The following is a 22,285-nucleotide window of genomic DNA, read 5'->3' as shown; positions in this document are numbered from 1 at the left end:
AACATCCAATAAATGATTGGTGCTAGATGTTAAGACTTACGCTTCATATGCGCGCGATAGCCGTTCGTCCGCGATAATTCGCGGTACAGCTCACGCTCTCGTTCACTCAGTATATCCGGCACGATCACTTCAATCTCCAGCATCAGATCGCCATAGCCATGCTCATCGTCCTTCATCCCTTTACCGGGAATCCGTAACTGCTGTCCTGCCTGTATGCCCGCAGGCACCTTAACTTTGACACGGGACCAATCCGGGAGCTGAATTTGCGATTGCGTACCGAATACAGCTTCCCATGGTGCAATTTGCAATGTGCCTTGCAGATGCTTCCCATCCAAACGGAATATAGCATGAGGGAGAATATGCAGCGTAATGAGCAATTCTTCATTCGCACGAATGCCATTGCTGCCTGTGCCACGAATACGGATGGTACGATCGGTCTGAATGCGTTCTGGAATTTTCACATGAATATTGGAATCGCCTAGCTTGATCGGCAATTGATCGCCGCGATAAGCCTGCTCCAGCGTAATATTCATCGTCGCTTTGGTCGTGCGTGCCTGTGGATTGGCACCCATATAACCGCCGGTAAATGCACGTGCCGAGTCACCAAAAAAATCAAATCCATTCATCCGTTCGCCAAAAAACATATCGAACAAATCCTCATCGGCATCATTCGAATGGGTACGGTATTCATAACGTGTACCGCCGTTACTAGTAGACGAACGAGAACCGGACGAGGAAGCTGAACCGCCATTCTCGTATTCACGCCTTGCCTGTTCATGCTTTAACAGTTCATCATATTGTGCGCGGCGACGCTCATGGCCAAGCGTTTCATACGCTTCAGCAACCTCCTTAAAGCGCGACTCTGCCTCCTGCGCCTTGTTCACATCCGGATGCCATTGCTTAGCAAGCTTCTGGTATGCTTTTTTAATTTCCTGCGCAGACGCTGTCGCTGGAACACCCAGCACTTCATAATAGTTACGGGGCATATTCTCCCTCCTTTCATATCCATATGTTCGTTACGACGCAGATCTATTCATAACTGTACATGTACGTATACGCTTGTATTGGCGTGTACATATCTGTACCTATTCATTTTCATATATAACAAAGGTGCATTATAGCCTTCATATCTACAATGCACCTCAGATGGTCGGTTAGAACCTTGTATGATCGTTTGGCATGATCACTTTCCTGCAAAACCAATCGGATTTAGAATTATACGTGTTACGATACGAATCTGTTTCATAGAAAAGAAGGGTTGTCCCTCGAGCGCTCATGGCTGCCATTCCGGCAATCCGAATCATACGGATCATTAGCACCCGAATTGCCTAGCATATCAATGCTTATTTTACTTATTTTTAAGCCAATTGACTAGCCATTCAAACAATCGACGCTACTTATTCTCCCGATTGAATTTCGATGCGGCGGCCTTCTGGACGCTGACGTTTTGGAATATCCAGTTTTAGCAGGCCATCTTTGAGCGAAGCATCGATCGCATCGGCATCGATATCCTCCACATAGAAGCGACGCACGTATTCGCCATAACGACGTTCTTTGCGGACAAAGTGTCCTTTTTCCGTATCTTCAGTGTTATTTTCCTCCTGATGAACAGCTTTGATTGTCAAATAAGGAGCGGCATAGTCAATATTAATATTTTCCTTCGTAAAGCCCGGCAGCTCGGCTTCTACATGATAAGCCTGCTCGGTTTCCCGAATATCGGTTTTGAACGATAGCGTGCTCGATTTGAGCGGAGCAAAGAAATCATCATTAAACGCATCACCGAAGGACTTCATCAACTGACCCAATGCATCCTCACGACGTTTACCAAATGGAACCAGATCAAACATAACGCATCCTCCTTTAGTGAATAGTATGAAATAGATTGAATATCGATCAGTGTTGGATCAAATGAGCCATTCAGCCATTCGCAATCGGTCATGACCTGTACTGTTGCTACTCACTTGCACACAAATCATTCATTTTACAGTTCGACAACGAGCCGCAGTAAAATCGTTCACCGATCACGTCTGCTGAACTCTTTGACCTTCACTGACCTTGTGACTTTATTATAGCTCCATGCTATCGATACAACAAAAGCGATTTTAGCCCATTTACGGCGATTACAGGCGATAATGAGCGATTATTTCAACATATTTTATGATTGCTTATTATTTGACCTTTTTTGACCTTTAGTCCAATATTCTGATCCATAGCATCTAATTTTATATGTACAGTGATAGTTTAATCATTGTAGACAAGTCGGCCTGCTATGCCAAATGGTAAGCGTCTGTTCAAAGTTTTATATCGCTCATGATGTTCAGATAGCTTAAAACAAGCGTTAATCTGTTTAATCAATCGCCGTTCATCTGCTTTTTATAAGCTAACGGTGTCATCTGCATCAACTTGCGGAAACGCTCGATAAAATAACTTGTGCTATTGAATCCTACTCCATACGCCGTTTCAGTTACGCTTTGATCCTGTTGCAGTAAAATCAAGCTTTGCCTGATACGATAATCCGCGACATAATTCAGCGGTGATGTTTTAAAATAACGACGAAAATAACGACAGCATTCTGAACGACTTAATTGTCCGGCATGGGCAATCTCGTCTAGCGTTATCTTTTCAGCGTAATGAATATGAATCCATTCCAGCATCTGCTTGATGCGCTCGTTCTTGATCATTTCCGCCTGGCTATACTGAGGTTGGAATCCGCTGGTGATTAGATGCTGCCACATCGACGTTAATTGAACCGCCAGCTGGATCTCAAAAACTGGCGGACGCTCTTGCAGCAATTGCCACAGCTTGTGAACGCTCTGTACGATCGCCTTTCCCCATGCTTCATGGCACGGAATCGGAATAAACGGTAAATTCGTCGCCTGCACATAAGGATGTACACAGACGGCATACAAATCATGCGCTGTAATGAAATGAGCAGCCACATTCAAACAGATGTATGTACAGTCTCCATCTGAAGCAGCCTCCGCCATATGAAAACTACCACTATTAATAAATAATCCGTCTCCTTGCTGTACAGACAACTTTTGATCATAAACTTGAAACCAGGCACTCCCCTGTAGCATCACTACAAATTGCAGCTCGTCATGCCAGTGCAACGGAATATATCCTTGCACATGCTGACGAATATCTGTCTTGTAACAAGCAAGCGGTAAGGTTGTTGTGCGATGCACAGTCAGCTCCTGAAGACTGGTCGTATCGATTTTAAAATGAATAGCGGGCATAGATCTACCTCAATCTAGTGTTATTTTCTGATGCAATATCGATATTCTCTCACTATATATTTCGTTATGATCATTCTATCATTGTATTTTTAAAGGAGATAGCATGTATGCTTAGATCATCAAGACATAAAGGACTCGCTCTTGTCATTATAGGGGCGACGTGCTGGGGAATTGGAGGTACCGTTGCGAAAAAGCTGTTCGCACAATATGGCATTGATGTGAATTGGCTCGTTAGTATCCGCCTGCTTGCTGCTGGTCTGCTATTGCTAATCCTTCAGCTTCTGCTCGGACGCCGCGCTTCCATGATGGCTGTATGGAAAAATAAAGCTACGATCGCACGGCTTATTCTATTTAGTATCTTCGGCATGCTTGCCGTACAGTATACGTATATGGCATCTATTCAGCATGGCAATGCTGCTGTTGCTACGTTGCTGCAATATTTATCACCGGTGATGATTATCGTCTACTTGTTGCTGCGCAAACAGATGGCATTGACGCTACGCGATCTCATCATGGTCGCACTGGCACTGCTCGGCTGCTTTTTATTACTGACTAACGGCTCACTGGCTGGATTAGCCGTACCTGTGCCTGCGATCGTATGGGGTATATTATCCGGGGTAACGGCTGCCTTCTATACGCTGTATGCAGCCGAGCTGATCAGGCAGTATGATTCATTAACGATCGTCGGCTGGGCTATGGTGATCGGCGGCTGTGGAATGAGTTTCATCCATCCACCGTGGCAGGTTGATCTTGCTCGAATGACAGTAGAGGTCTGGCTGTATATGCTGTTTGTGATTGTTTTTGGTACGATGCTTGCATTCTGGTTTTATGTGAGTAGCCTGCATTATTTACCTGCCCGTGAAGTGAGTTTACTCGGTAGCCTCGAACCACTGGCTGCGGTCATCACGACCGTCTTCTGGCTGCATACGCCATTTGGTCTGCTGCAATGGCTGGGCACCGGGTGTATTGTCGGGCTGATTTTATTGCTTACGCTTCAGCGCAAGTCTGCCGCTGCCCCAGCTTGAACATTCGTTGGTATTAAATTTCCCAATACGAAGCTTGTATTGCACTTAGCTTGTATTACATTTGAAGCTCCTATTGTACTTAGCTTTTATTGCATTTAACTTCCACTACACTTAGCTGCCATTGCATTCCATGAAGCTTCTATTCCAAGCTTCTATTCCAAGCTTCGATCCCAGTCCATCAGGATAAAAAAACCAACCCGATGCGATCCTTGTTGCAGATCGCATCGGGTTGGCTTTTTATACTATTGCTATTTTTCATGGTTATGGTTGCTAATATACGCAACTACAGAGCGCGCCAACGTTTTTTATCCAAAATGTTGTTGCAAAAACTCCATCGTCCGGCGCGTATGATACGGCCCGACATAATGACCATCAAATGGATACACCGCGATCTGCTTATCTGCACGAATCCGATTATACGCAGCAAAGATCGTTTCCGGCAGACAGACCATATCTTTCAATCCGCAGGAAGCAAGCAGTGGAATACGAATGCGATCCCCCAGATTCATAATATCAAAATAGCTAAGCGTCTGGAGCACGTGTTGCAAATGCTGCGGATGACGGCTCACAAACTGAGCTGCTTCTTTCAGCGAGCTTTCCGAATTCAAAATACCAAAATCCATATGACACATATTCGGAATGTTCGCTACCACAACTGCCGGAATATCGCTTAATGCTGCTGTAATAAGCGCCAGTCCACCGCCCTGACTCGCTCCATATACCGCAATACGATCGCGATCCACATCATCACGCTCGGCTGCCCATTGAACCGCTTTCAACGCATCGATCGTAATCGCTAAATAATAAAACTTTTCCTTATCCAAAATGCCCTGTGACAGCCAGCCTGCACTCATTCCAAATTCAGACGATAAATGGTTGCCTGTCTCCCCACCCTGTCCACGCACATCGATGGCGAATACCGCATAACCTAATGCTGTCCATTGCGCATATTCTTCTGGATAGCCCTTACTCCCCGTATAACCATGATACATTACGATACAGGGTAAACGCTGTCCTTCCGCATCGGCAGGTCGAACAAACCAGCCTGACAATGGCGTATCATCAAAACCTTCATATGTCACCTTGTGCACTTCTACCGTGCGCATGGGCGTCGTCTCCAGCTCCGTTTTGCTATGCAATGGCTTATCGTTAAAACGCTCCAGCGTCCGGCTCCAAAATTCATCCAGATCCGTCGGCGCAGTGAGCATTGGAGCATATTGCTCCAAATCACGCATTCTGCGTGCAATCGCATTACTAATCATAATGTCCAGACTCCTTTGTTAGTTTGCCACAGGTGAACCGTGTCACGACTGCTGACAAAATGGGGTTCTTGGATCAACGTTCTCCAGATCCATATAGGCATAAATAGATGATGTAAGTCAGGGCGGGCAGCCTGCATCATGTGCAAGCCATCCCGCCCCTGTTCACCCTGCTGCTCATCTAACGATCAGCGGCACTTACTTGTTCAGCTTGACGATCCAGCCGGTAATCATACGAAAGCAAAAGCTGAAAATAGCAGATGGCACAATGGCAATCACCAATGTCAGCAATATACTTCCAAACCCGACTGTATCCGGGTTATTGCGAAACTCCAGCACGACAAGCAGCACGGCCATAATCACATACCAGCCTACAAAATCGGACACTCTGAAGTTCGATTTGATCCAGTTCATCGTATTCCCTCTTTACTCCAAAATAAGCCTTCACCGCCGCAATCTATCGGAGCGGAGGCTCAATATCCCCATGCTATCAGTAAAATCAGTGGATGACAAGCCAACAGTGAAGTGTATATTCGATTGTTTAACATAGCGCGGAATGAATGATGTTCAGCCGATCTTCCCATAATTAAAATGGAACAGATCGGCTTCAAGCTAATGTACAGCGCAAGCTACATTCATTCCTAAATGAGCAGCATACGACGAGAAAACAAGGGAACAATAGAGGAAGGAAATAGATGAAAATGGAGATGAATGGAAAATAATCGTAACGGATCAGGCATACAGTCGTAGTAACGTATAGATCATGCTAAGTGGAGTGCAATAGATAGCGATTCGAAAGCTGAATCCATTCGAAACCTGCATGCTTGCGCACGGATTCCTTAGCTGCATCGAATAAGCCCGTCTAATCATCCCCAAAATCCAATTTAACTACCGAAGTATAGCCAAAACGTACAACGAAAAATACAGCAAGAAGGACAGCCAAAACGCAAATTCATATTATACGTTGATGAAATGGAGGCATACATATGAACACATCTAGTACACGATTACAGTTAATTGACGCGATGCGCGGCTTTTCCCTGCTTGGCATCATTCTGGCGAATATGCTTATTTTTCAATACGGTAGCTGGGGATTGATCGATATTCAAGCTACGTCTTTTTCCCGTCTGGATCATATGGTGAACGGACTGCTGGAAGTGCTGGTCGTCGGCAGCTTTATGCCGATTTTTGCACTATTATTCGGATTTGGAATTGTGAAAATGAAGGAAAGTTTGGAGCGAAGGCATTTGTCGCCGTACACGCATCTGGGCAGGCGTTTTGCACTACTAATGGTAATCGGGATGGTGCACGCCTTTTTCATCTGGGACGGTGATATTTTAACGTATTATGGAGCGTTCGGTTTTGGCTTGCTATTGTATCTTCGCTGCCGCCCTAACACACTGCTCGTATGGACATCGCTTGGATTTGGCGTCCTATTGTTGATTGGACTCGTTAGCCTGATCGTGCCGGATTCAGGCAGTGATACGGCGGACAACGCTTATTTAATGAATATGTTGTCCGTGTACAGTCAGGGCAGTTATCTGGACATTGTGTTGCATCGCAATACGGAGACGCCGTTTGGCTCCTTTGCATTTAGCTTTGTACTGATGTTTTTGCTGCTATTCAGTACATCGCTGTTATATATTCCGTTATTCTGGCTGGGCATGTATATGGCGAAGAAAGGTGTATTTGAGCAAGCGAACACCAAAAAGTCGCTCTATATGCGCGGTACGCTCCTATTCGTTCCGATCGGTCTGGCACTCAAACTTACACCGCTGATCATACCGGTGCTGGAATGGGAAACGTTAGCGGTTCTGTTTGGCGGCCCGGTGCTGGCGATTGGCTATGTGTTTGCTTTTGCCTGGATCTATGTCGCTGTAGGCGAACGTCGCTGGATGAACCATTTTACAGCGGTCGGCAAATTGTCGTTGACGAACTATTTGCTGCAAAGTGTGCTCGCAACGACGCTATTTTATGGCTATGGATTCGGCTGGTTTGGGCAACTTGGCGTAACGATGGGCGCGGTCATCGCACTGGGCATTTATGTGCTGCAATGGCTGCTCAGCCCATTATATCTACGCCGCTATTCATATGGCCCGGTGGAAAAGCTGCTGCGGATGTGGACGAATCTGTCGCGCAATGGTCAGCCACGAGCTGTGACACCAAATATTCATTCAGCCCGTACGCCCTAGCGCTCCATTGTTTTTACATTCGTGATCATATCCGATTCAATACTATCCTTGAATGATTTGAATCGCAATTTGCGTCACATAACCGTCTGGATGTTGTACGGCTACTTCGGCAATTAAATATTTTTCATAGGCAAACGGTTCAGGAATTATCTTATTACTATTATGCAAAAGCAGTGACTGTATGATTTCAAACATATGTCTCAAACCCCTTTCACAACATAAAGGCTGTTCGCGTAAATGACATGCATACGCAAACAGCCTTTATCTATACCGCGTGACTTCCTTAGTGCAACAGCTTTACAAACCCGGTCGATGTACCGGTAAATCCAAGATGTCGATAAAAGTCATGCGCCCCTGTTCGTTCCTCGCGATTACCGCTATTGAGTGCCAGTGCACGCGCACCTACCGTTCCTGCCCAGCCTTCGGCAGCCAGCAACAGCGCACGACCGATGCCGCTGCCGCGATAACGATCATCCACAACCAGTGCTCCCACACGCACATGCATACCATCACGCTCAAACCGCAGTTCCTTAATCAAACCGATCATGCCTACGACTTCTCCATCCGACTCCGCTACATACGTCTGATAATCCGAATGCTCCTGTAAAGCAGCAAAACGCGTCTGAAAATCCTCCTCTGATACCGGATAACCAAGCTGATCCATTAATACGACAAGTCTTGACATATCGTCCTGCTTCGCTTCGCGAATAACGAGTGTATGCTGCTCCATCTCTTCTACTCCTCCTGTGCATTTCTTATGCATTTCTTGTTTACTGTAAATTTCTTATTTACTGCAATACGTATTTTAATTATGTACCCCATCACTATAGCATGCGCTCTCTGTGTAAACCAATTGTAGCTTTATGACACTTTTATCAGCTTGAAAAGATTGCGCCTGTGTACGATGCGAATAACACGGTTAAATAGTGAGGAGTTACATCCAAAATTTGTATATTCAATTTAAAAACGGTATAATAAAGATCATATATGTAAATAAATATATATAAATCTTAAAATGAACTGCGACACTGGAATGAAATGAATACTCGTTTGAATGTTGCCATTTAATCAATCAAGGAGGATATGTATGAATCAGACAACCAAGTATGCTAACTATATCCCGATGCGTGAACTGAATACGGTAGATCAACAACTTTATCCATTTAACGCTTATAACGAGCTGCTGGAGCAGACGCCCGTTCGTTATGATGAGAATCGTAAATGCTGGGATGTATTCCGTTATGAGGATGTACAGTATGTGTTGAAAAATCCAAAGCTGTTCTCCTCCCAGCGCAATCGCAGCAATCAAAGTCTGCTGTATATGGACCCACCTAAACATAAACAATTACGCGATCTGGTCAATCAGGCCTTCACACCGAAAAAGATCGAGCAGCTTGCCCCTCATATTCGTGAGATTGCTGAAGATTTACTCCGTTCGCATCTAGCCAATGGACGAATCGATCTGGTGCATGAACTTGCAGGACCGCTGCCTGTGATCGTAATCGCCGAACTCATTGGCGTGCCTACATCCGATCGTCATAAGTTCAAACATCTGTCCGACCTGCTCGTCAAAGGCGCACGTGACGACAGCGAAGAAGCGTTTCAAGAGCTAATGGATGAAAAAGCGAAGGCACATGAAGAGCTTGATCAATATTTTATGAATATTGTGAATGAGCGTCGACATGACTTGAAAGATGATCTCGTTTCATTGCTGATCGAAGCGGAAATTGAAGGGCAAAAGCTGAGCGATCTGGACATTGTACGGTTTTGTATTTTATTGCTGGTGGCAGGGAATGAAACGACTACAAATCTGATTACGAATGCGGTACGCATTTTGTGTGAACAGCCAGAGCTTCAGCAACGTATCGCTGAGCAACCGAGCTTCATTCCAACGACGGTGGAAGAAACGCTGCGCTATTATCCACCGATTGTAGCAATTGGACGCGTAGCTAGCGAAGAAGTCGTGTTGCAAGGACAAACGATTCAGGCGGGTCAGCAGGTGATCTCCTGGGTCGGTGCAGCTAATCGGGATGAACGCAAATTTGCACAATCCGAGCAGTTCGTGCCGGATCGTAAGCCAAACCAGCATATGGGATTTGGATTTGGCATTCACTTTTGTCTCGGTGCACCGCTGGCGCGACTGGAAGGACGGATTGTATTGGAGACGTTGCTTGCTCATATGCGTGAGATGAAGTTGGAAGCTGGAGCGGAATTGAAGCCAATTCAGAGTGCGTTTGTGTTTGGAGTACAGGAGTATCCTGTCGTGTTTGACTCTATTGATTAAAATTTCAAAATTTCGTGTGTAGGTGCTTTTTGGCTTTCTTGCAATAATCACTCTGGGAAAAATAAGGGGACGGACTCCAGTGGAGTTACGGGAATCTACGGATTAGAAATTTAGCTTAGATTCCCGCCCCCTCTACGTTTAATACATTTAATACGATATGTTGCTGCACAAAAATCTCTTCTGGTTGCACCCCGTGTTCAAAAATCGCTAACATCGTAAACCGTCTTTTCCCCTTATTGGCTTCCCGCAGTGAAGTGCGGATTACAATCTGAATATTTGCATCTATCCATGAAGTCTAATTTCTTGCAATTCCTTAATGAATAGCATCAATAGAGTTACTGTAGTTTTATAGATACCAACTAAGGTATGCCGCATATTAACATACCTGTACATAAGATATTTTGTTCAATCTTTATCTTTTAAGAACTCAAGAACTCAAGAACTCAAGAACTCAAGAACTCAAGAACTCAAGAACTCAAGAACTCAAGAACTCAAGAACTCAAGAACTCAAGAACTCAAGAACTCAAGAACTCAAGACTAATTGTAATGACGCAAATAAGATAATCAAGAAATTTGTAGTAGCCGTTCCATCGTTGATGAAGCGGCTTTTATATGAGCATGTATTGAGTGGTTGTTTCGATGAAATAAGACTAATTACTCACTTTTTGTTAGATAATGTATGACTTGTTTCGCAACCATGTCGTACCTTAAATGAAGATTGCATGAAATAGCAGGGCTTATGCCTTATTTTTGGACATCATAAGGTGTTTGCGGCTGTTATTTAACTTTTGAAGTGCTTGCTATGCTTGAATAAAAACTTGCTACTGCATCTTTTCGTGCAGGTGTAGTAAGCGATATTTTAGCAAAGTTGAAACTTACAATGTTACAGGTTACAATCGTTGTATTCGAGCAGTACGTGCTGCTTGCACATTATTTAGAGGAGTGATATTATGCCGAAAAAAAGTTATGCTCTATTGTCCATGACCCTTGCTTCTGCACTGGCCTTATCTACAGCTGGAGTTGCAGGTGCTTCAGCATCCCCGTGCGGCACCTCCACTACGTCTTCCGCTTCCGTCAAAGCGAAAACGGCGAAAGCAGCTACCGCTGCACCGTCTTCCCAGCAAAGCAGTGAGAAAGCGAATCAGAAGAAACTGGCTGAGAACAAGCAATTTGTGCTGAATATGTTCAAGGACATTTTCACCGACCATAAACTGGATACGGCAAGCAAGTATATTGCGGATGATTACATTCAACATAATCCGCTCGCTGGCAACGGACGTCAGGCATTTGTTGATTTCTTCGCTCCCTTTGTGAAGCAAAATCCGCAATACAATGTGGAAGTCAAACGCATTATCGCTCAAGGCGACCTCGTACTGGTGCATAGCCTGGCGAAAACGAACAAATCGGATCGCGGAATGGCGGTTGTTGACATTTTCCGTCTGGAGCGCGTGAATGGCAAACCGATCATCAAAGAACACTGGGATCTCGCTCAGCAAATCCCTGAGAAGTCCGCCAACAAAAATACGATGTTCCCACTGGCAGGTACACCTGTGCAGGTAACACCAACTAGTTCCAAGCAGGTCGCTGCCAATGTGAAATTCGTGACAACGTTCTATAACGATTTCTTTAACAAAAAAGATGGCGATGCGCTGAAAAAATACGTAGATGAAAACTACATCCAACATAACCCAAGCGTACCAACCGGACGCAAACCACTGGAATCGTTTATCCCGATGCTAAAAAGCAACCCGGATAGCCGCAACAATATCGTACGTGTCGTGGCTGAAGGCGATATCGTCGCGCTGCATGTGCATGCCCAAAACAACAAGGATGATCGTGGTGCAGCCGTTATAGATATGTTCCGCGTGAAAACGATTAATGGCAAGTTGAAAATCGTAGAGCATTGGGATGTTGTACAGGAAGTGCCTGAGAAGTCGGCAAATAATAATACGATGTTTTAATCGTAGGCGTATCATCGTTTTATAGTAAAAAAGCAAACCACACCTCTACCCTGATTGGTCATGATCTGGCAGGAGTAGGGGTGTGGTTTGTGTTGTTTGTGTTGTTTGTGTTGTTTGTGTTGTTTGTGTTGTTTGTGTTGTTTGTGTTGTTTGTGTTGTTTGTGTTGTTGTATTTATGTACAAATACTGTTCTACTACCATTATTCAGCGCGTGTACGCAAACTATTTCGCTGAGACAGAACCCACTGTGACTTACACGTATACGAGTTTGCGTATACATTCTAGGGCGTGTCTTCAAACCTAGTACGAGATACATATTGTTTTATTAAGCTGACATGATCGAATATATTCTACATGACCACCCTTCTCTTATAAATTTTATCAATAAGTAATTAGACAACATATAGCTTTTACCTATAAAAACATAGGAATCAAATATTGGATTGTATACGACGATCATAGTAAAGTGAACAGCATCTTCATATCGTGCATTTCTTCATCTCTACATTGATATACACCGACTGATAGAGGAATGGAATTCACGGCTTGCGACCAGAGAGGATGAACAAGATGCTGCTTCAATTATTGTCTACGATGTACCAGATTTTTCTGCCCATTTCACTGCCTGTTATTGGTGGTGTATTGCTCAAACGTTTTCGCCATTTAGATACACGTCCTATCGCTACCGTATCATTGTACATACTCACGCCTTCGATCGTCTTCCATACGCTTCTGCATGCACAATTGTCGATGGCGGATGTGGGCGTGACCATTGTATTTTCCTTGATCAGCCTTGTTGTGATGTGGTTGCTAGCTCTTGCGCTGGGAAGGTTGTTACGTCTACCTCAGCAAGAGCAAGCAGGGCTAACGCTCATTTCGATGTTTACTAACTGTGTGAATTACGGCTTACCGCTCGTGTTGCTCGCATTTGGACAGCTTGGACTGGATAAAGCGTCTGTATTTGTCATCGGTCAGATGATTATCGTGAACACGGTCGGTGTCTTTTTCGCGGCACGATCTCATTTTTCGGTCAAGCAGGCGTTTTATGCTGTTTTCCGCTTGCCTGCGGTATATGCAGCAATCGTTGCTTCCATTTTGCGGCTGTCTGGATTATCTTTACCGACTGCGCTGGATGATGGTTTTGCTATGCTTGCCGCTGCTTATTCACCACTCGCACTTGTTGTGCTTGGTGCACAGATGATCCATGTCAGCTCCAATGTATCCTCTGATGATGATACAGTCGCATCGCCACGCGCATTCTGGGCAGGCATGGGACTGCGTATGGTCGCCGCTCCGCTAATATCATGGCTATTGCTTATACTGCTCGGCGTGGAAGGTACGCTGTTCAGCGTGTTACTTGTGCTCACCTCAATGCCAACGGCGGTGAATGCCGTTATTCTCGCACAGCAATTTGGTGCAGCACCGCGATTAGTGTCACGCTGTATTCTGTGGACGACGCTTGGCTCGATCATGACGTTGCCTGCGTTGTTGCTGTGGCTACAATAGCGGACGCTGCTATGCCAATTATCAATCGCAAAATACCGGCAACTGCGGATTGCGTAAATGCTCGAACAACGTCCGAATCTGCTGTTCTGTATTCCGCTCTACCGATAACGGTGGCAATGCATCCTCAGCGAAAAATCCAACCTCGGTCGTCTCCGTTGTATTTGTCGTTGCTTCACCACCGGCGATTTCACATAGAATAAATATCTTATACACATGCCACGGAGAAGGCGGATGCGCGTGGAACTTTTTGTCCAGTACGCCCAGTAAACGAATTGGCTCTACGATATAGCCGGACTCTTCCCGCACCTCTTTGATCGCAATTTCTTTTGGTGAAAGTCCGATATCTGCCCAGCCTCCCGGCAATGACCAGTGACCATCGATTTTCTCTTTCACCATTAGAATCTTATTATCCCGAAATACGACGCCACGCACATCCACCTTCGGTGTTGCATAACCGGTCTCGGCAGCAAACAGCTCGCGAATTTGCTCACTTTCTACTTCGGTATATTGCTGCATAATCTCGATACTCAGCTCACGCAATTGCTGAAAACGCTCGATATCGTACACATCGCGCGAATATTCCAGTCCTGCCTGACTGATCGCCTGCATCTGCTTTGCCCATTCCAACCATTTCAATTGCACATGCTCCACCCTTTCCCTATTGGCTTACAACTCCTATTGGCTTACGGCTATTATTCCGCCGGTTTCGCCTCATGTGGTAACAGATGATTTGTGCAATTGTACAAGGCGCAATCCCATTTGTGCTCAGCATCACACGCGACAACCGTAATGGACATATTATCAAGTGAATGCCATTTTGGCGGCTGCTGGTGCAAAATCGCATTTAGCACATGACTGAGCAATACGCCATGACTCACGATTAGAATCTGCTCATTCGGATGACGCTGTGCCAGTTCCTGCAAACAGGCGACACCTCGTGTTGCGCCCGATTCCGGCGTTTCCAGACCGAGATCTTTTTCCTTCCAATCTTCGCCCCAGCGTTCAATCCGCTCGGCTTGCGTCGTACCTTCAATCAAGCCACCATCCAGCTCGCGCAGACGCGCATCCAGTGTAATTTCCAAGCCAGCCGCCTCTCCAATCGCCTGTGCGGTTTGCTGCGCTCGAATGAGATCGCTTGCATAAATACGATCCCATTGCTCCCCTGCTACACGTTGTCCAAGCAGACGTGCCTGCTGCCAGCCATTTTCATTTAATGGGATATCGGAGCTGCCCTGTGCACGGCCTTCCTTGTTCCATATGGTGCTTCCATGCCGGATTAAGCCGAAAGTCGTCATATTATTGCCTCCATTCCCTTATTTTCGTCGTCTTAGTCGTTAGATTATAAAGTGACTTTTATGTGCAAACGGTATACAATTATTTTTTATGAACAGGCGTGCGACCCGCTAATTCTTTTTATTTTACCATGTTTTTGGATAGCAGTCGCCTGATTGAACGTTTGCCTTTGTATCGATGAATCGTTTTAGCGCTTGCGTATAAGTCATAGTTGTGTCAATATAACGAAGCAAACGAATGTACGCACTATTTTTCCTTATTTTGGAAAGGAGATCACCTGGATCATGGCCAACACGATGTTTCGCCTGCTCACCGAGCTATCCTCTCGCAAGTGGGTATCCCGGCTTACAGGCAGCTTTGCCAAATCACGGGCCAGCCGCGCGTTAATCCCGAAGTTCATTCAGGCTTATCGCATCCCGGCAGAAGAAGCAGAAAAACCGTTACAGGATTATCATACATTGAACGAATTTTTCACGCGTCGTCTTCAGCCTAGCGCACGCCCGGTTGATGCCGACCCGATGTCACTCGTTAGCCCGGTTGATGCGCTCATTACCGCGATGGGACCGCTGGATGACCAGTTAATTCCGAATGTAAAAGGACAGGACTATACGCTGGACGAGCTGCTTAACCACTCGCCGCGTCTGGAATCGTATCGAGACGGTTATATGTTCGTGCTGTATTTAAGCCCGCGCGACTACCACCGGATTCATACTCCTGTTACCGGCAGACAGACCGAACGCGAATATATACCGGGTAAAGTCTATCCGGTTAATGAGCGCAGTATGGTCAATATGCGTGCTGTATTGAGCCGCAATGAGCGTCAGATTACCTATATCTCTCACCATTATGGCGAGGTCGCTGTAGCTAAAGTAGGCGCGCTCAATGTGAGCAGCATCCGCTATGCTGACGAGACACGCACATCATGGAATAAAGGCGATGAGCTTGCTTATTTTGAATTTGGTTCTACGGTTGTGCTGCTCATGCAAAAACATACGTTTGAACCGAATGAGCTGCTTACCGTAGGCAGCCGTGTCAAAATGGGTGAAAAGCTTGGCACATTGCTTGACCTGGAAGCCACACGCCCGTATCAGCGGATCAAGGATACCGATATGTAAGCAACGCAAAGCCCGGACAGGAGTTAGCTCCAGTGTCCGGGCTTTTTGTTATATTCGACTGGTTGTTTGGTTTATCTAGTTTTGATTCAGCTAGTTTGATGTCGCTATGTTTGCATCGGTTCCATCGTATTCGTTCAGATCAGATCTGTTGAATACGATGGATTCATCCTATCGCTTCTGTGCTCTTTAACGAATCTCCGATGGACTTTTTCCAGTATACTGCTTGAACTGCCGGCTGAAAAAGAAAATATCGCGATAACCGAGCGCATCGGCAACCTCGGTCACATTCATGCCCGTATACACGAGCAGATGCTCTGCACGCTCAATCCGCATCCGAATAATGTATGACTGTACGGATACACCGATCAATTCTTTGAATTTGATCGAGAAGTAACGCGGCGACAGACCGGCTCTAGCAGCCAAATCTTCTACCCGATGCGACAAACTTGGGTGCTGACGAATGTAGTTGGCCACTTCCTGAATCGTCTCGTTCAGTTGATTACTCACCTTACGCGGTACAGGCTTACGCTGCTCCTCACGTAATAGATGAATCATGAGCTGCTTGAGAATAAGTCGCGCTTCTTCCTCTGCTGCAAAAGCATGTTCCAGCAGCAGTCTCACATAACGGACAAGCATATATTCAAAATCAATCGTCTCATCCAGTATCCGATAACGGATCGGTACACGACTCACCGGCTCATCCACATCAAAATGAATATACGTCAGCACAAGCGGCTTTTGCGCATTATGGGTTGCTGTTGTCTCATCACCCGGGCGGAACAAAAAACAGCTGCCTTTGCTAATCGCATATGGCTCGCCGTTTAGAATCAGCTCGCCCTCTCCGCTCCACACATAGAACAGATCGTAGTTGGGCATCGGTTTTTCCCGCTTTGGCCAGCGCCACTCCGGTTCACAGAAGATTTTGGCAAAAGCCGGTTTGAGTACAAATGAAGATGGCGATACTTCAAGCATCGGATTCCCCCCTTTTTCTATACACTGCTTCAATAGGCAGATCGATATCGTTTATGCTACAACGCACACACAGCGCAAGCTTATCGCATCATAAGATATATACCTAACATCTAAAATTCAAAATATCATCGTATAGCTAGCGGAATGCTATAGTTATGCCGGGTGATCGCGTATAGGCTAGTGATACCCAACGAAACGATAACAAAAAGCTGCTATGCGCTTATATTGCGCAAAAACTGTCATTTCGTCAATGCTATCGTGGAATTTGGTCATTATCCCCCTGCTGCAAGCGCGCGTGCTCCTGTAGCTCATCGTCAATAAAAGCCGCAATCATCGCGCGATACACCTGCTCTGCCACCAGCGGATTCAGTTCATTAGCGAGCGCGAGTCCGCGTACCTTCTCGATGACCGCCTCTACTCGTGCGGGTGCTTTAACTGCATCTGTATCCTTTTTAAAAGCAGCTGCTTGTTTCACATATTGACTGCGCTCACCGAGCAATGCCACGATCTGCTGATCCAACCTGTCTATACACACACGTACCTCATCCAAACTTTGACATGGCTCCATCGCTCATCCACTCCTCATCATTGTTGCTTTGATCACTGTTACTTTGTTAGGTATTCAGTTACTTTGTTAGGTATTCAGTTACTTTATGATGTGTATTCATACTATAAATAGCGTCTATCCCAGCGTCCGTTGCCATGCCTGCTCCAAACGTTCCATGCCCTGCCTGATCTGCTGCTCATCCGTATGGGCAAAACTAAAACATACCGCTGGCGCTCCAGCAGCTAACTGGTACAATGAAGCATCCTTCCATATGACACCTAGCTCCAATGCCTCCCTGCGGAATTGCTCATATTGCGGACGTTCCAGACGCCAGCTTCCGTAAATGTGCAAGCCCGAATCGGTATCTATCCAATCGAACAGCTCGGACAAACGTTCGGTTAACAGCCGATGTAGCTCATGAAAACGTGGACGGTACAATCGAGTCATTCTGCGCAGATGACGCATATAATCGCCACGCTGCATAAAACGAGCCAGTGCACGCTGCTCCAGCGGTGAAGAGGGTAAAGGTGCGTACAGACTTTTAGCAGCGACCAGTGGTTGAATGAGCGCTGGCGGCACGATTGCGTAACCGATGCGTAGCGCTGTAAACATACTTTTTGAAAAGGAACCGACATAGATCACCTGCTCCGAATGATCCAGTGCCTTAAGCGGTTCCAATGGACGACCACCCCAGCGGAATTCACTATCATAATCATCTTCTACAATCCATGCGCCCTGTCGATCTGCCCATTGTAGCAATTGCTGTCTGCGTGCGAGCGGCAATACCGCACCGGTTGGAAATTGACGTGCCGGTGTGACGAACAACAGACGGGAATCCCAATTCGCTGGAATGATACCATGCCGATCGATCGGTACACCGAGCAGTTCACCACCAGCTGCCCTCACTGCTCTCATAATTCCCGTATAACAGGGATCTTCGACCACGACCGCTTCCTGCTCATTAATGAGCAATTGACAGAGCAGCACAAGCGCCTCCTGCGAACCGCTATACAAAATAACCTGTGCCGGATGAGCACGAATACCACGCGTACGTCCCACATCAGCACAAATTGCTTCCCGTAGCCGCATATCTCCAATCGTACTCATATCTTCCGCAAAATGGGCAGATTGCATATCCTGAGACGCTGCCGACAGTGCCGCTTTCCAATCCGTCAGTGAATTACCGTGCAGCACCAGATCCTGCGGGCAAAAAGAGATGGGCGATAATACTGCTTGCCCCTCTTTATCGTGTGTATACGAGCTGGAAGTTGTTGGCTTGAGCTTCGTTGGTGTGGGGGCAGTCGCATCGAATGGCATAGAAGCATTTGATCGCATAACAGCGTCTAAGGCTGCTGCTGAAGTCATACGAACCTGAGTATGACCTGTATAGGGCGTTTTATCAGAATGATGACCTGCATGGGGCGGCGTTTTATCAGAAACATCTGACTTCGCTATCGAAGTAGCAAGAGTCGTATCATTTCCAGCACCCATAGCTCTTTTTCCATTATTATACATATCAGCTAATGAAGCATCATGCTCCCTATTGGATAACTCCGCAGGCTGTGTCGTATCCAATTGCATAATGCGCTGTCCCCAGCGCGACAATGTCGGTGTAGAGCGAATTTCATTCTGTCGCTCTATTTTACCATTCCTGTTCCTATTCGTGTCTGCTTCGTAAGCGGACGGTTCCATTCGATCCACTTGCTCGGACACATAAGTTCCCCTGCCTACCGCAGCTTCCACATAGCCTTCGGCCAGCAATAGATCGTATGCTTCCGCAACGATGCCACGCGATACTCCGTACATTTCAGCCAATCTGCGGGTGGAAGGCAGTCGACTGCCGGCAGGCAGTGTACCGCTTAGTATAGCTTCGCGTAACGCATGATATAGCGCTACATATTTATATCCATGCTGTTCCAGCAGCCGCTGATAAGCAATCGTAATTTCCTGCATCTCAAACCCTCTTTTCTATGTTCCAGCTCGCTCTTGCTTAGACGTAGCGATCTTGATCCAGTTTATGCCTAGCTGTATTCATCGTTAGTTCAGTAACAAGGCTTGGTTCTATTCATGATTAACTCAGCGATTAGTTCAGTAATTAGTTCAATGATTAGTTCAGTGAGCAGTTAGATAGGGAACGATCTCTATACGATTCAAATTGGCCTATTCATTTTAACTAATATTGGCTCTTTTAACCTGTCAATATTCAGCATAAGCTGGAACAACAGAGCGGTCAAGCGATGGAATGGGATCGGGATATCGTAATGAAATCGATTGGTGATCACACCGATTAGATTGGTAACTATACCGATATGAAGCCCTTTTCAATGCGTTGAGCACGCGAACTTAACCATCTAGCAAGACATCGATAAGGGAGAGAAACGATATGCGTAGAAAAGAATTTTCGATTGCAGAAGAACAGGAAATGGCAGAATTTTTGGAGGAAGTGACATTTGGCTTTCTCGGTCTGGCAAGCGAGGACGGTTGGCCGCGAGTCGTGCCGCTTAATTTTGCGTATGGCAATGGTGTATTTTATGTGCATGGCAGCCGTGCAGGTGAGAAAATGAAGCTGCTCAAAAAGGACACCCGTGTCACCTTCTCGGCAGCACGTGAATATGCGTTGCTGCCCTCGTATTTTACAGATGATCATATGGCGTGTCCGGCAAGCGCTTATTTTAAAAGTGTGACCGTGCGTGGTCATGCAGAGATGGTCGAGGATCTGGAGGAGAAAGCGGAAGGTTTCAGCCTGTTCATGCGTAAGCTACAGCCAGAGGGTGGCTATGATCCGATCACAACGGAAGACCCGCGCTATGTGTCTCAGCTTAAAGCGGTAGCATTAATTAAGATCGTACCCGAGGAATGGAGCGCCAAATTCAAATTTGGACAAAATGCTCGTGAGCCGGAGCGCCAGCGCGTCATGCAAGGATTGGAACAAAGGGGACTGCCGGATGATCTGGAAACACTGCGTTTGATGGAGAAGTATTGTCCGTATCATCGCGGAACGGAATAATAGCGAAATAACGACGGAATAACAATAGACCCGTGTTGGGACAGTGGTCATGGCGTTGCTTGAATCCAGTGACGTATCCAGTAGTCAGATTTGTATTGTACGGACTATTCAGCCCATTTGTTATCATGCTCCAGCTTATTTATTGTCGTTCTCTAGTTATTATCGTGCTCAAGCTCATTTATTGTCATTTCCTAGTTACTATTATGCTCCAGCACATTGCTATCATGTTGTCGTTTCTTGCTCCATCCCGGATACTAAGCTACACCTGTGCAGGCTCCATCATGAGCGATCACCTATACGCTTTTTATAAGAAGACACTGTAAATAAGCTGCGCTCATCGATTCGTTTACGATTCGTTCACATCTAAAAACGTAAAATTCACCAGTCGCACCGTGACACCTTCCCCCTAACAGTGATATACTATGATGCAGCGAAATCAGGCGGAAAATCGATACTTAAACCGCAATCGAATCGCCTGGTTATCATTTAAACAGACCCGGAAGGATGAAAAAGATGAACCCACTGGCAGGACAATTGAATGACACGCTCAAAGCAGACAGCCCGTTTATTTACGACATGCTGTCCACACTCGGCAAAGAACTGTATTTTCCAAAGGAAGGCATATTGAGCCAATCGGCAGAAGCATCGAGCCAGGCGAAGAAATACAATGCGACGATTGGAATTGCAACCGAAAATGGAAAGCCGATGCATCTGAAGGTCATTCAGGACTCCTTATCCGCATTTCAGCCAAAAGACCTGTATCCTTATGCACCACCGGCAGGCAAGCCGGAGCTGCGTAAAGCATGGCGGGAAAAGATGATCAAAGACAACCCGTCTATGGCTGACAAGACGTTTGGCAATCCGATCGCAACTAACGCCCTGACGCATGGACTGAGCATCGTTGCCGATCTGTTCGCGGACGCTGGTGACGTTGTCATTTATCCGGACAAAAACTGGGAAAATTATGAACTGACCTTTGGTGTACGCCGCGGCGCCGAGATCGTGAACTATCCCCTGTTCACAAGTGATATGAAATTTAATAGTGACGGCTTGCGTGAAGCGCTGCTGGCACAAAAAGATAAAGGGAAAGCGATCGTCGTATTGAACTTCCCGAACAACCCGACCGGCTATACGCCCAATGTAGAAGACGGACACCGGATTGTAGCAGCTATTAATGAAGCGGCGCTGGCAGGTATTAATGTCGTCGTAGTTACCGATGATGCCTACTTCGGATTGTTCTTTGAAGATTCGATGCATGAATCACTGTTTGGCGAATTGGCAGGTTTGCACAACCGCATTTTGCCGATCAAAGTCGATGGGGCAACCAAAGAAGAATATGTATGGGGCTTCCGCGTCGGCTTTATTACGTATGGCGCAACAAGCAGCACCGCACTGAATGTACTGGAGCAAAAAACGCTCGGTATTATTCGCTCCACCATTTCCAGCGGTGCGCATCCGTCTCAGACATTCGTCCTGAACGCACTGCAATCGCCGGAATTCGATACGCAAAAGGCAGAGAAATTCCAGATCATGAAAGGCCGCGCCAATAAAGTCAAAGACTTGCTCGACAGCGGCAAATACGGCGATGTGTGGGAATACTACCCGTTCAACTCCGGCTACTTTATGTGTCTCAAACTGAACGATGTATCCGCGGAAGCGGTACGTCAACGTCTGCTGAGCGAATACGAAGTCGGTACTATCGCACTGGGCGAACACGATCTACGCGTAGCATTCTCCTGTATCGATGAAGCGTATCTGGAAGATCTGTATGATCTGATTCACCGAGCGGTATTGGAAGTAAAGCAGGGCTAATCTTACTTATCAATAGTTAATGTCCATATCTACTGCAAATAGCCTATGTAACACTCTAATATAACGTTCTACT

Annotated in this window: 20 protein-coding genes; 8 read left to right on the top strand and 12 right to left on the bottom strand. The window is 46.1% G+C overall.

Annotated elements, in window-relative coordinates; genetic code table 11:
* Positions 1 to 29: 29 nt before the first annotated feature.
* The 3 genes from AAHF22_RS13275 to AAHF22_RS13265 all read right to left on the bottom strand — a co-directional run bounded on the left by AAHF22_RS13275 (position 30) and on the right by AAHF22_RS13265 (position 3,239).
* On the bottom strand, positions 30 to 986 hold the full coding sequence (locus tag AAHF22_RS13275; RefSeq protein ID WP_347325501.1) for a DnaJ C-terminal domain-containing protein: 957 nt from the start codon (positions 984 to 986) through the stop codon (positions 30 to 32).
* Between the two features lie 411 nt (positions 987 to 1,397).
* Entirely contained in the window at positions 1,398 to 1,847 is a 450-nt protein-coding gene (locus AAHF22_RS13270) for an Hsp20/alpha crystallin family protein (protein ID WP_347325500.1), read from the bottom strand.
* A 504-nt stretch (positions 1,848 to 2,351) separates the two neighbouring features.
* Entirely contained in the window at positions 2,352 to 3,239 is an 888-nt protein-coding gene (locus AAHF22_RS13265; RefSeq protein WP_347325499.1) for a helix-turn-helix domain-containing protein, read from the bottom strand.
* A gap of 107 nt (positions 3,240 to 3,346) precedes the next feature.
* On the opposite strand from AAHF22_RS13265, the gene AAHF22_RS13260 reads away from it, so the two are divergent.
* The gene (locus AAHF22_RS13260) at positions 3,347 to 4,264 is read left to right on the top strand and encodes an EamA family transporter (protein ID WP_347325498.1); all 918 of its coding nucleotides are present in this window, start codon (positions 3,347 to 3,349) and stop codon (positions 4,262 to 4,264) included.
* A 305-nt stretch (positions 4,265 to 4,569) separates the two neighbouring features.
* Here AAHF22_RS13260 and AAHF22_RS13255 read toward each other — a convergent pair whose 3' ends face one another.
* Both AAHF22_RS13255 and AAHF22_RS13250 read right to left on the bottom strand, forming a co-directional pair.
* Positions 4,570 to 5,526 carry an acetylxylan esterase gene (locus AAHF22_RS13255; RefSeq protein WP_347325497.1) on the bottom strand — a complete coding sequence of 319 codons (957 nt, stop codon included), beginning with the start codon at positions 5,524 to 5,526 and terminating at the stop codon, positions 4,570 to 4,572.
* Between the two features lie 195 nt (positions 5,527 to 5,721).
* A complete protein-coding gene (locus AAHF22_RS13250; RefSeq protein ID WP_347325496.1) occupies positions 5,722 to 5,937 on the bottom strand; it encodes a hypothetical protein in 216 nt (71 codons plus the stop codon).
* A gap of 572 nt (positions 5,938 to 6,509) precedes the next feature.
* Between AAHF22_RS13250 and AAHF22_RS13245 the strand changes: the two genes are divergently transcribed.
* The gene (locus tag AAHF22_RS13245) at positions 6,510 to 7,715 is read left to right on the top strand and encodes a DUF418 domain-containing protein (protein ID WP_347325495.1); all 1,206 of its coding nucleotides are present in this window, start codon (positions 6,510 to 6,512) and stop codon (positions 7,713 to 7,715) included.
* A gap of 42 nt (positions 7,716 to 7,757) precedes the next feature.
* On the opposite strand, the gene AAHF22_RS13240 is transcribed toward AAHF22_RS13245, so the two are convergent.
* A complete protein-coding gene (locus AAHF22_RS13240; RefSeq protein ID WP_347325494.1) occupies positions 7,758 to 7,910 on the bottom strand; it encodes a hypothetical protein in 153 nt (50 codons plus the stop codon).
* Between the two features lie 88 nt (positions 7,911 to 7,998).
* Positions 7,999 to 8,445, bottom strand: coding sequence for a GNAT family N-acetyltransferase (locus AAHF22_RS13235; RefSeq protein ID WP_347325493.1), 447 nt, complete (start codon positions 8,443 to 8,445; stop codon positions 7,999 to 8,001).
* A 357-nt stretch (positions 8,446 to 8,802) separates the two neighbouring features.
* Here AAHF22_RS13235 and AAHF22_RS13230 point away from each other — a divergent pair, with 357 nt between their 5' ends.
* The 3 genes from AAHF22_RS13230 to AAHF22_RS13220 all read left to right on the top strand — a co-directional run bounded on the left by AAHF22_RS13230 (position 8,803) and on the right by AAHF22_RS13220 (position 13,466).
* Positions 8,803 to 9,999 carry a cytochrome P450 gene (locus tag AAHF22_RS13230; RefSeq protein ID WP_347325492.1) on the top strand — a complete coding sequence of 399 codons (1,197 nt, stop codon included), beginning with the start codon at positions 8,803 to 8,805 and terminating at the stop codon, positions 9,997 to 9,999.
* Positions 10,000 to 10,949: 950 nt separating this feature from the next.
* Complete coding sequence (locus AAHF22_RS13225; protein ID WP_347325491.1) at positions 10,950 to 11,960, top strand: nuclear transport factor 2 family protein; 1,011 nt, start codon at positions 10,950 to 10,952, stop codon at positions 11,958 to 11,960.
* 570 nt (positions 11,961 to 12,530) lie between these two features.
* Positions 12,531 to 13,466, top strand: a complete 936-nt coding sequence (locus tag AAHF22_RS13220; RefSeq protein WP_347325490.1) for an AEC family transporter — start codon at positions 12,531 to 12,533, stop codon at positions 13,464 to 13,466.
* Positions 13,467 to 13,487: 21 nt separating this feature from the next.
* Here the strand turns inward: AAHF22_RS13220 and AAHF22_RS13215 are convergent, their stop codons facing one another.
* Together AAHF22_RS13215 and AAHF22_RS13210 are read right to left on the bottom strand one after the other, a co-directional pair.
* Positions 13,488 to 14,108 carry an NUDIX hydrolase gene (locus AAHF22_RS13215; protein WP_347325489.1) on the bottom strand — a complete coding sequence of 207 codons (621 nt, stop codon included), beginning with the start codon at positions 14,106 to 14,108 and terminating at the stop codon, positions 13,488 to 13,490.
* A 50-nt stretch (positions 14,109 to 14,158) separates the two neighbouring features.
* On the bottom strand, positions 14,159 to 14,761 hold the full coding sequence (locus AAHF22_RS13210; RefSeq protein ID WP_347325488.1) for a histidine phosphatase family protein: 603 nt from the start codon (positions 14,759 to 14,761) through the stop codon (positions 14,159 to 14,161).
* Positions 14,762 to 15,043: 282 nt separating this feature from the next.
* On the opposite strand from AAHF22_RS13210, the gene asd reads away from it, so the two are divergent.
* Positions 15,044 to 15,874, top strand: coding sequence for an archaetidylserine decarboxylase (asd, locus tag AAHF22_RS13205; RefSeq protein ID WP_347325487.1), 831 nt, complete (start codon positions 15,044 to 15,046; stop codon positions 15,872 to 15,874).
* A 186-nt stretch (positions 15,875 to 16,060) separates the two neighbouring features.
* On the opposite strand, the gene AAHF22_RS13200 is transcribed toward asd, so the two are convergent.
* The 3 genes from AAHF22_RS13200 to AAHF22_RS13190 all read right to left on the bottom strand — a co-directional run bounded on the left by AAHF22_RS13200 (position 16,061) and on the right by AAHF22_RS13190 (position 19,346).
* Positions 16,061 to 16,846 (bottom strand): helix-turn-helix domain-containing protein, encoded by a 786-nt coding sequence (locus AAHF22_RS13200; RefSeq protein ID WP_347325486.1) that lies wholly within the window; start codon positions 16,844 to 16,846, stop codon positions 16,061 to 16,063.
* A gap of 253 nt (positions 16,847 to 17,099) precedes the next feature.
* Positions 17,100 to 17,414 carry a chorismate mutase gene (locus AAHF22_RS13195; RefSeq protein WP_347325485.1) on the bottom strand — a complete coding sequence of 105 codons (315 nt, stop codon included), beginning with the start codon at positions 17,412 to 17,414 and terminating at the stop codon, positions 17,100 to 17,102.
* 114 nt (positions 17,415 to 17,528) lie between these two features.
* On the bottom strand, positions 17,529 to 19,346 hold the full coding sequence (locus AAHF22_RS13190) for an aminotransferase-like domain-containing protein (RefSeq protein WP_347325484.1): 1,818 nt from the start codon (positions 19,344 to 19,346) through the stop codon (positions 17,529 to 17,531).
* 430 nt (positions 19,347 to 19,776) lie between these two features.
* Between AAHF22_RS13190 and AAHF22_RS13185 the strand changes: the two genes are divergently transcribed.
* Positions 19,777 to 20,400, top strand: a complete 624-nt coding sequence (locus AAHF22_RS13185; protein ID WP_347325483.1) for a pyridoxamine 5'-phosphate oxidase family protein — start codon at positions 19,777 to 19,779, stop codon at positions 20,398 to 20,400.
* A 513-nt stretch (positions 20,401 to 20,913) separates the two neighbouring features.
* Positions 20,914 to 22,212 (top strand): aminotransferase class I/II-fold pyridoxal phosphate-dependent enzyme, encoded by a 1,299-nt coding sequence (locus tag AAHF22_RS13180; RefSeq protein ID WP_347325482.1) that lies wholly within the window; start codon positions 20,914 to 20,916, stop codon positions 22,210 to 22,212.
* Positions 22,213 to 22,285: the final 73 nt, after the last annotated feature.

Origin of the sequence: Paenibacillus wenxiniae (assembly GCF_039822605.1) — a bacterium.
GTDB lineage: Bacteria > Bacillota > Bacilli > Paenibacillales > Paenibacillaceae > Saccharibacillus > Saccharibacillus wenxiniae.
Note: the sequence above shows the minus strand (reverse complement) of the source record. Positions and strands in the feature narration are given on the sequence as shown.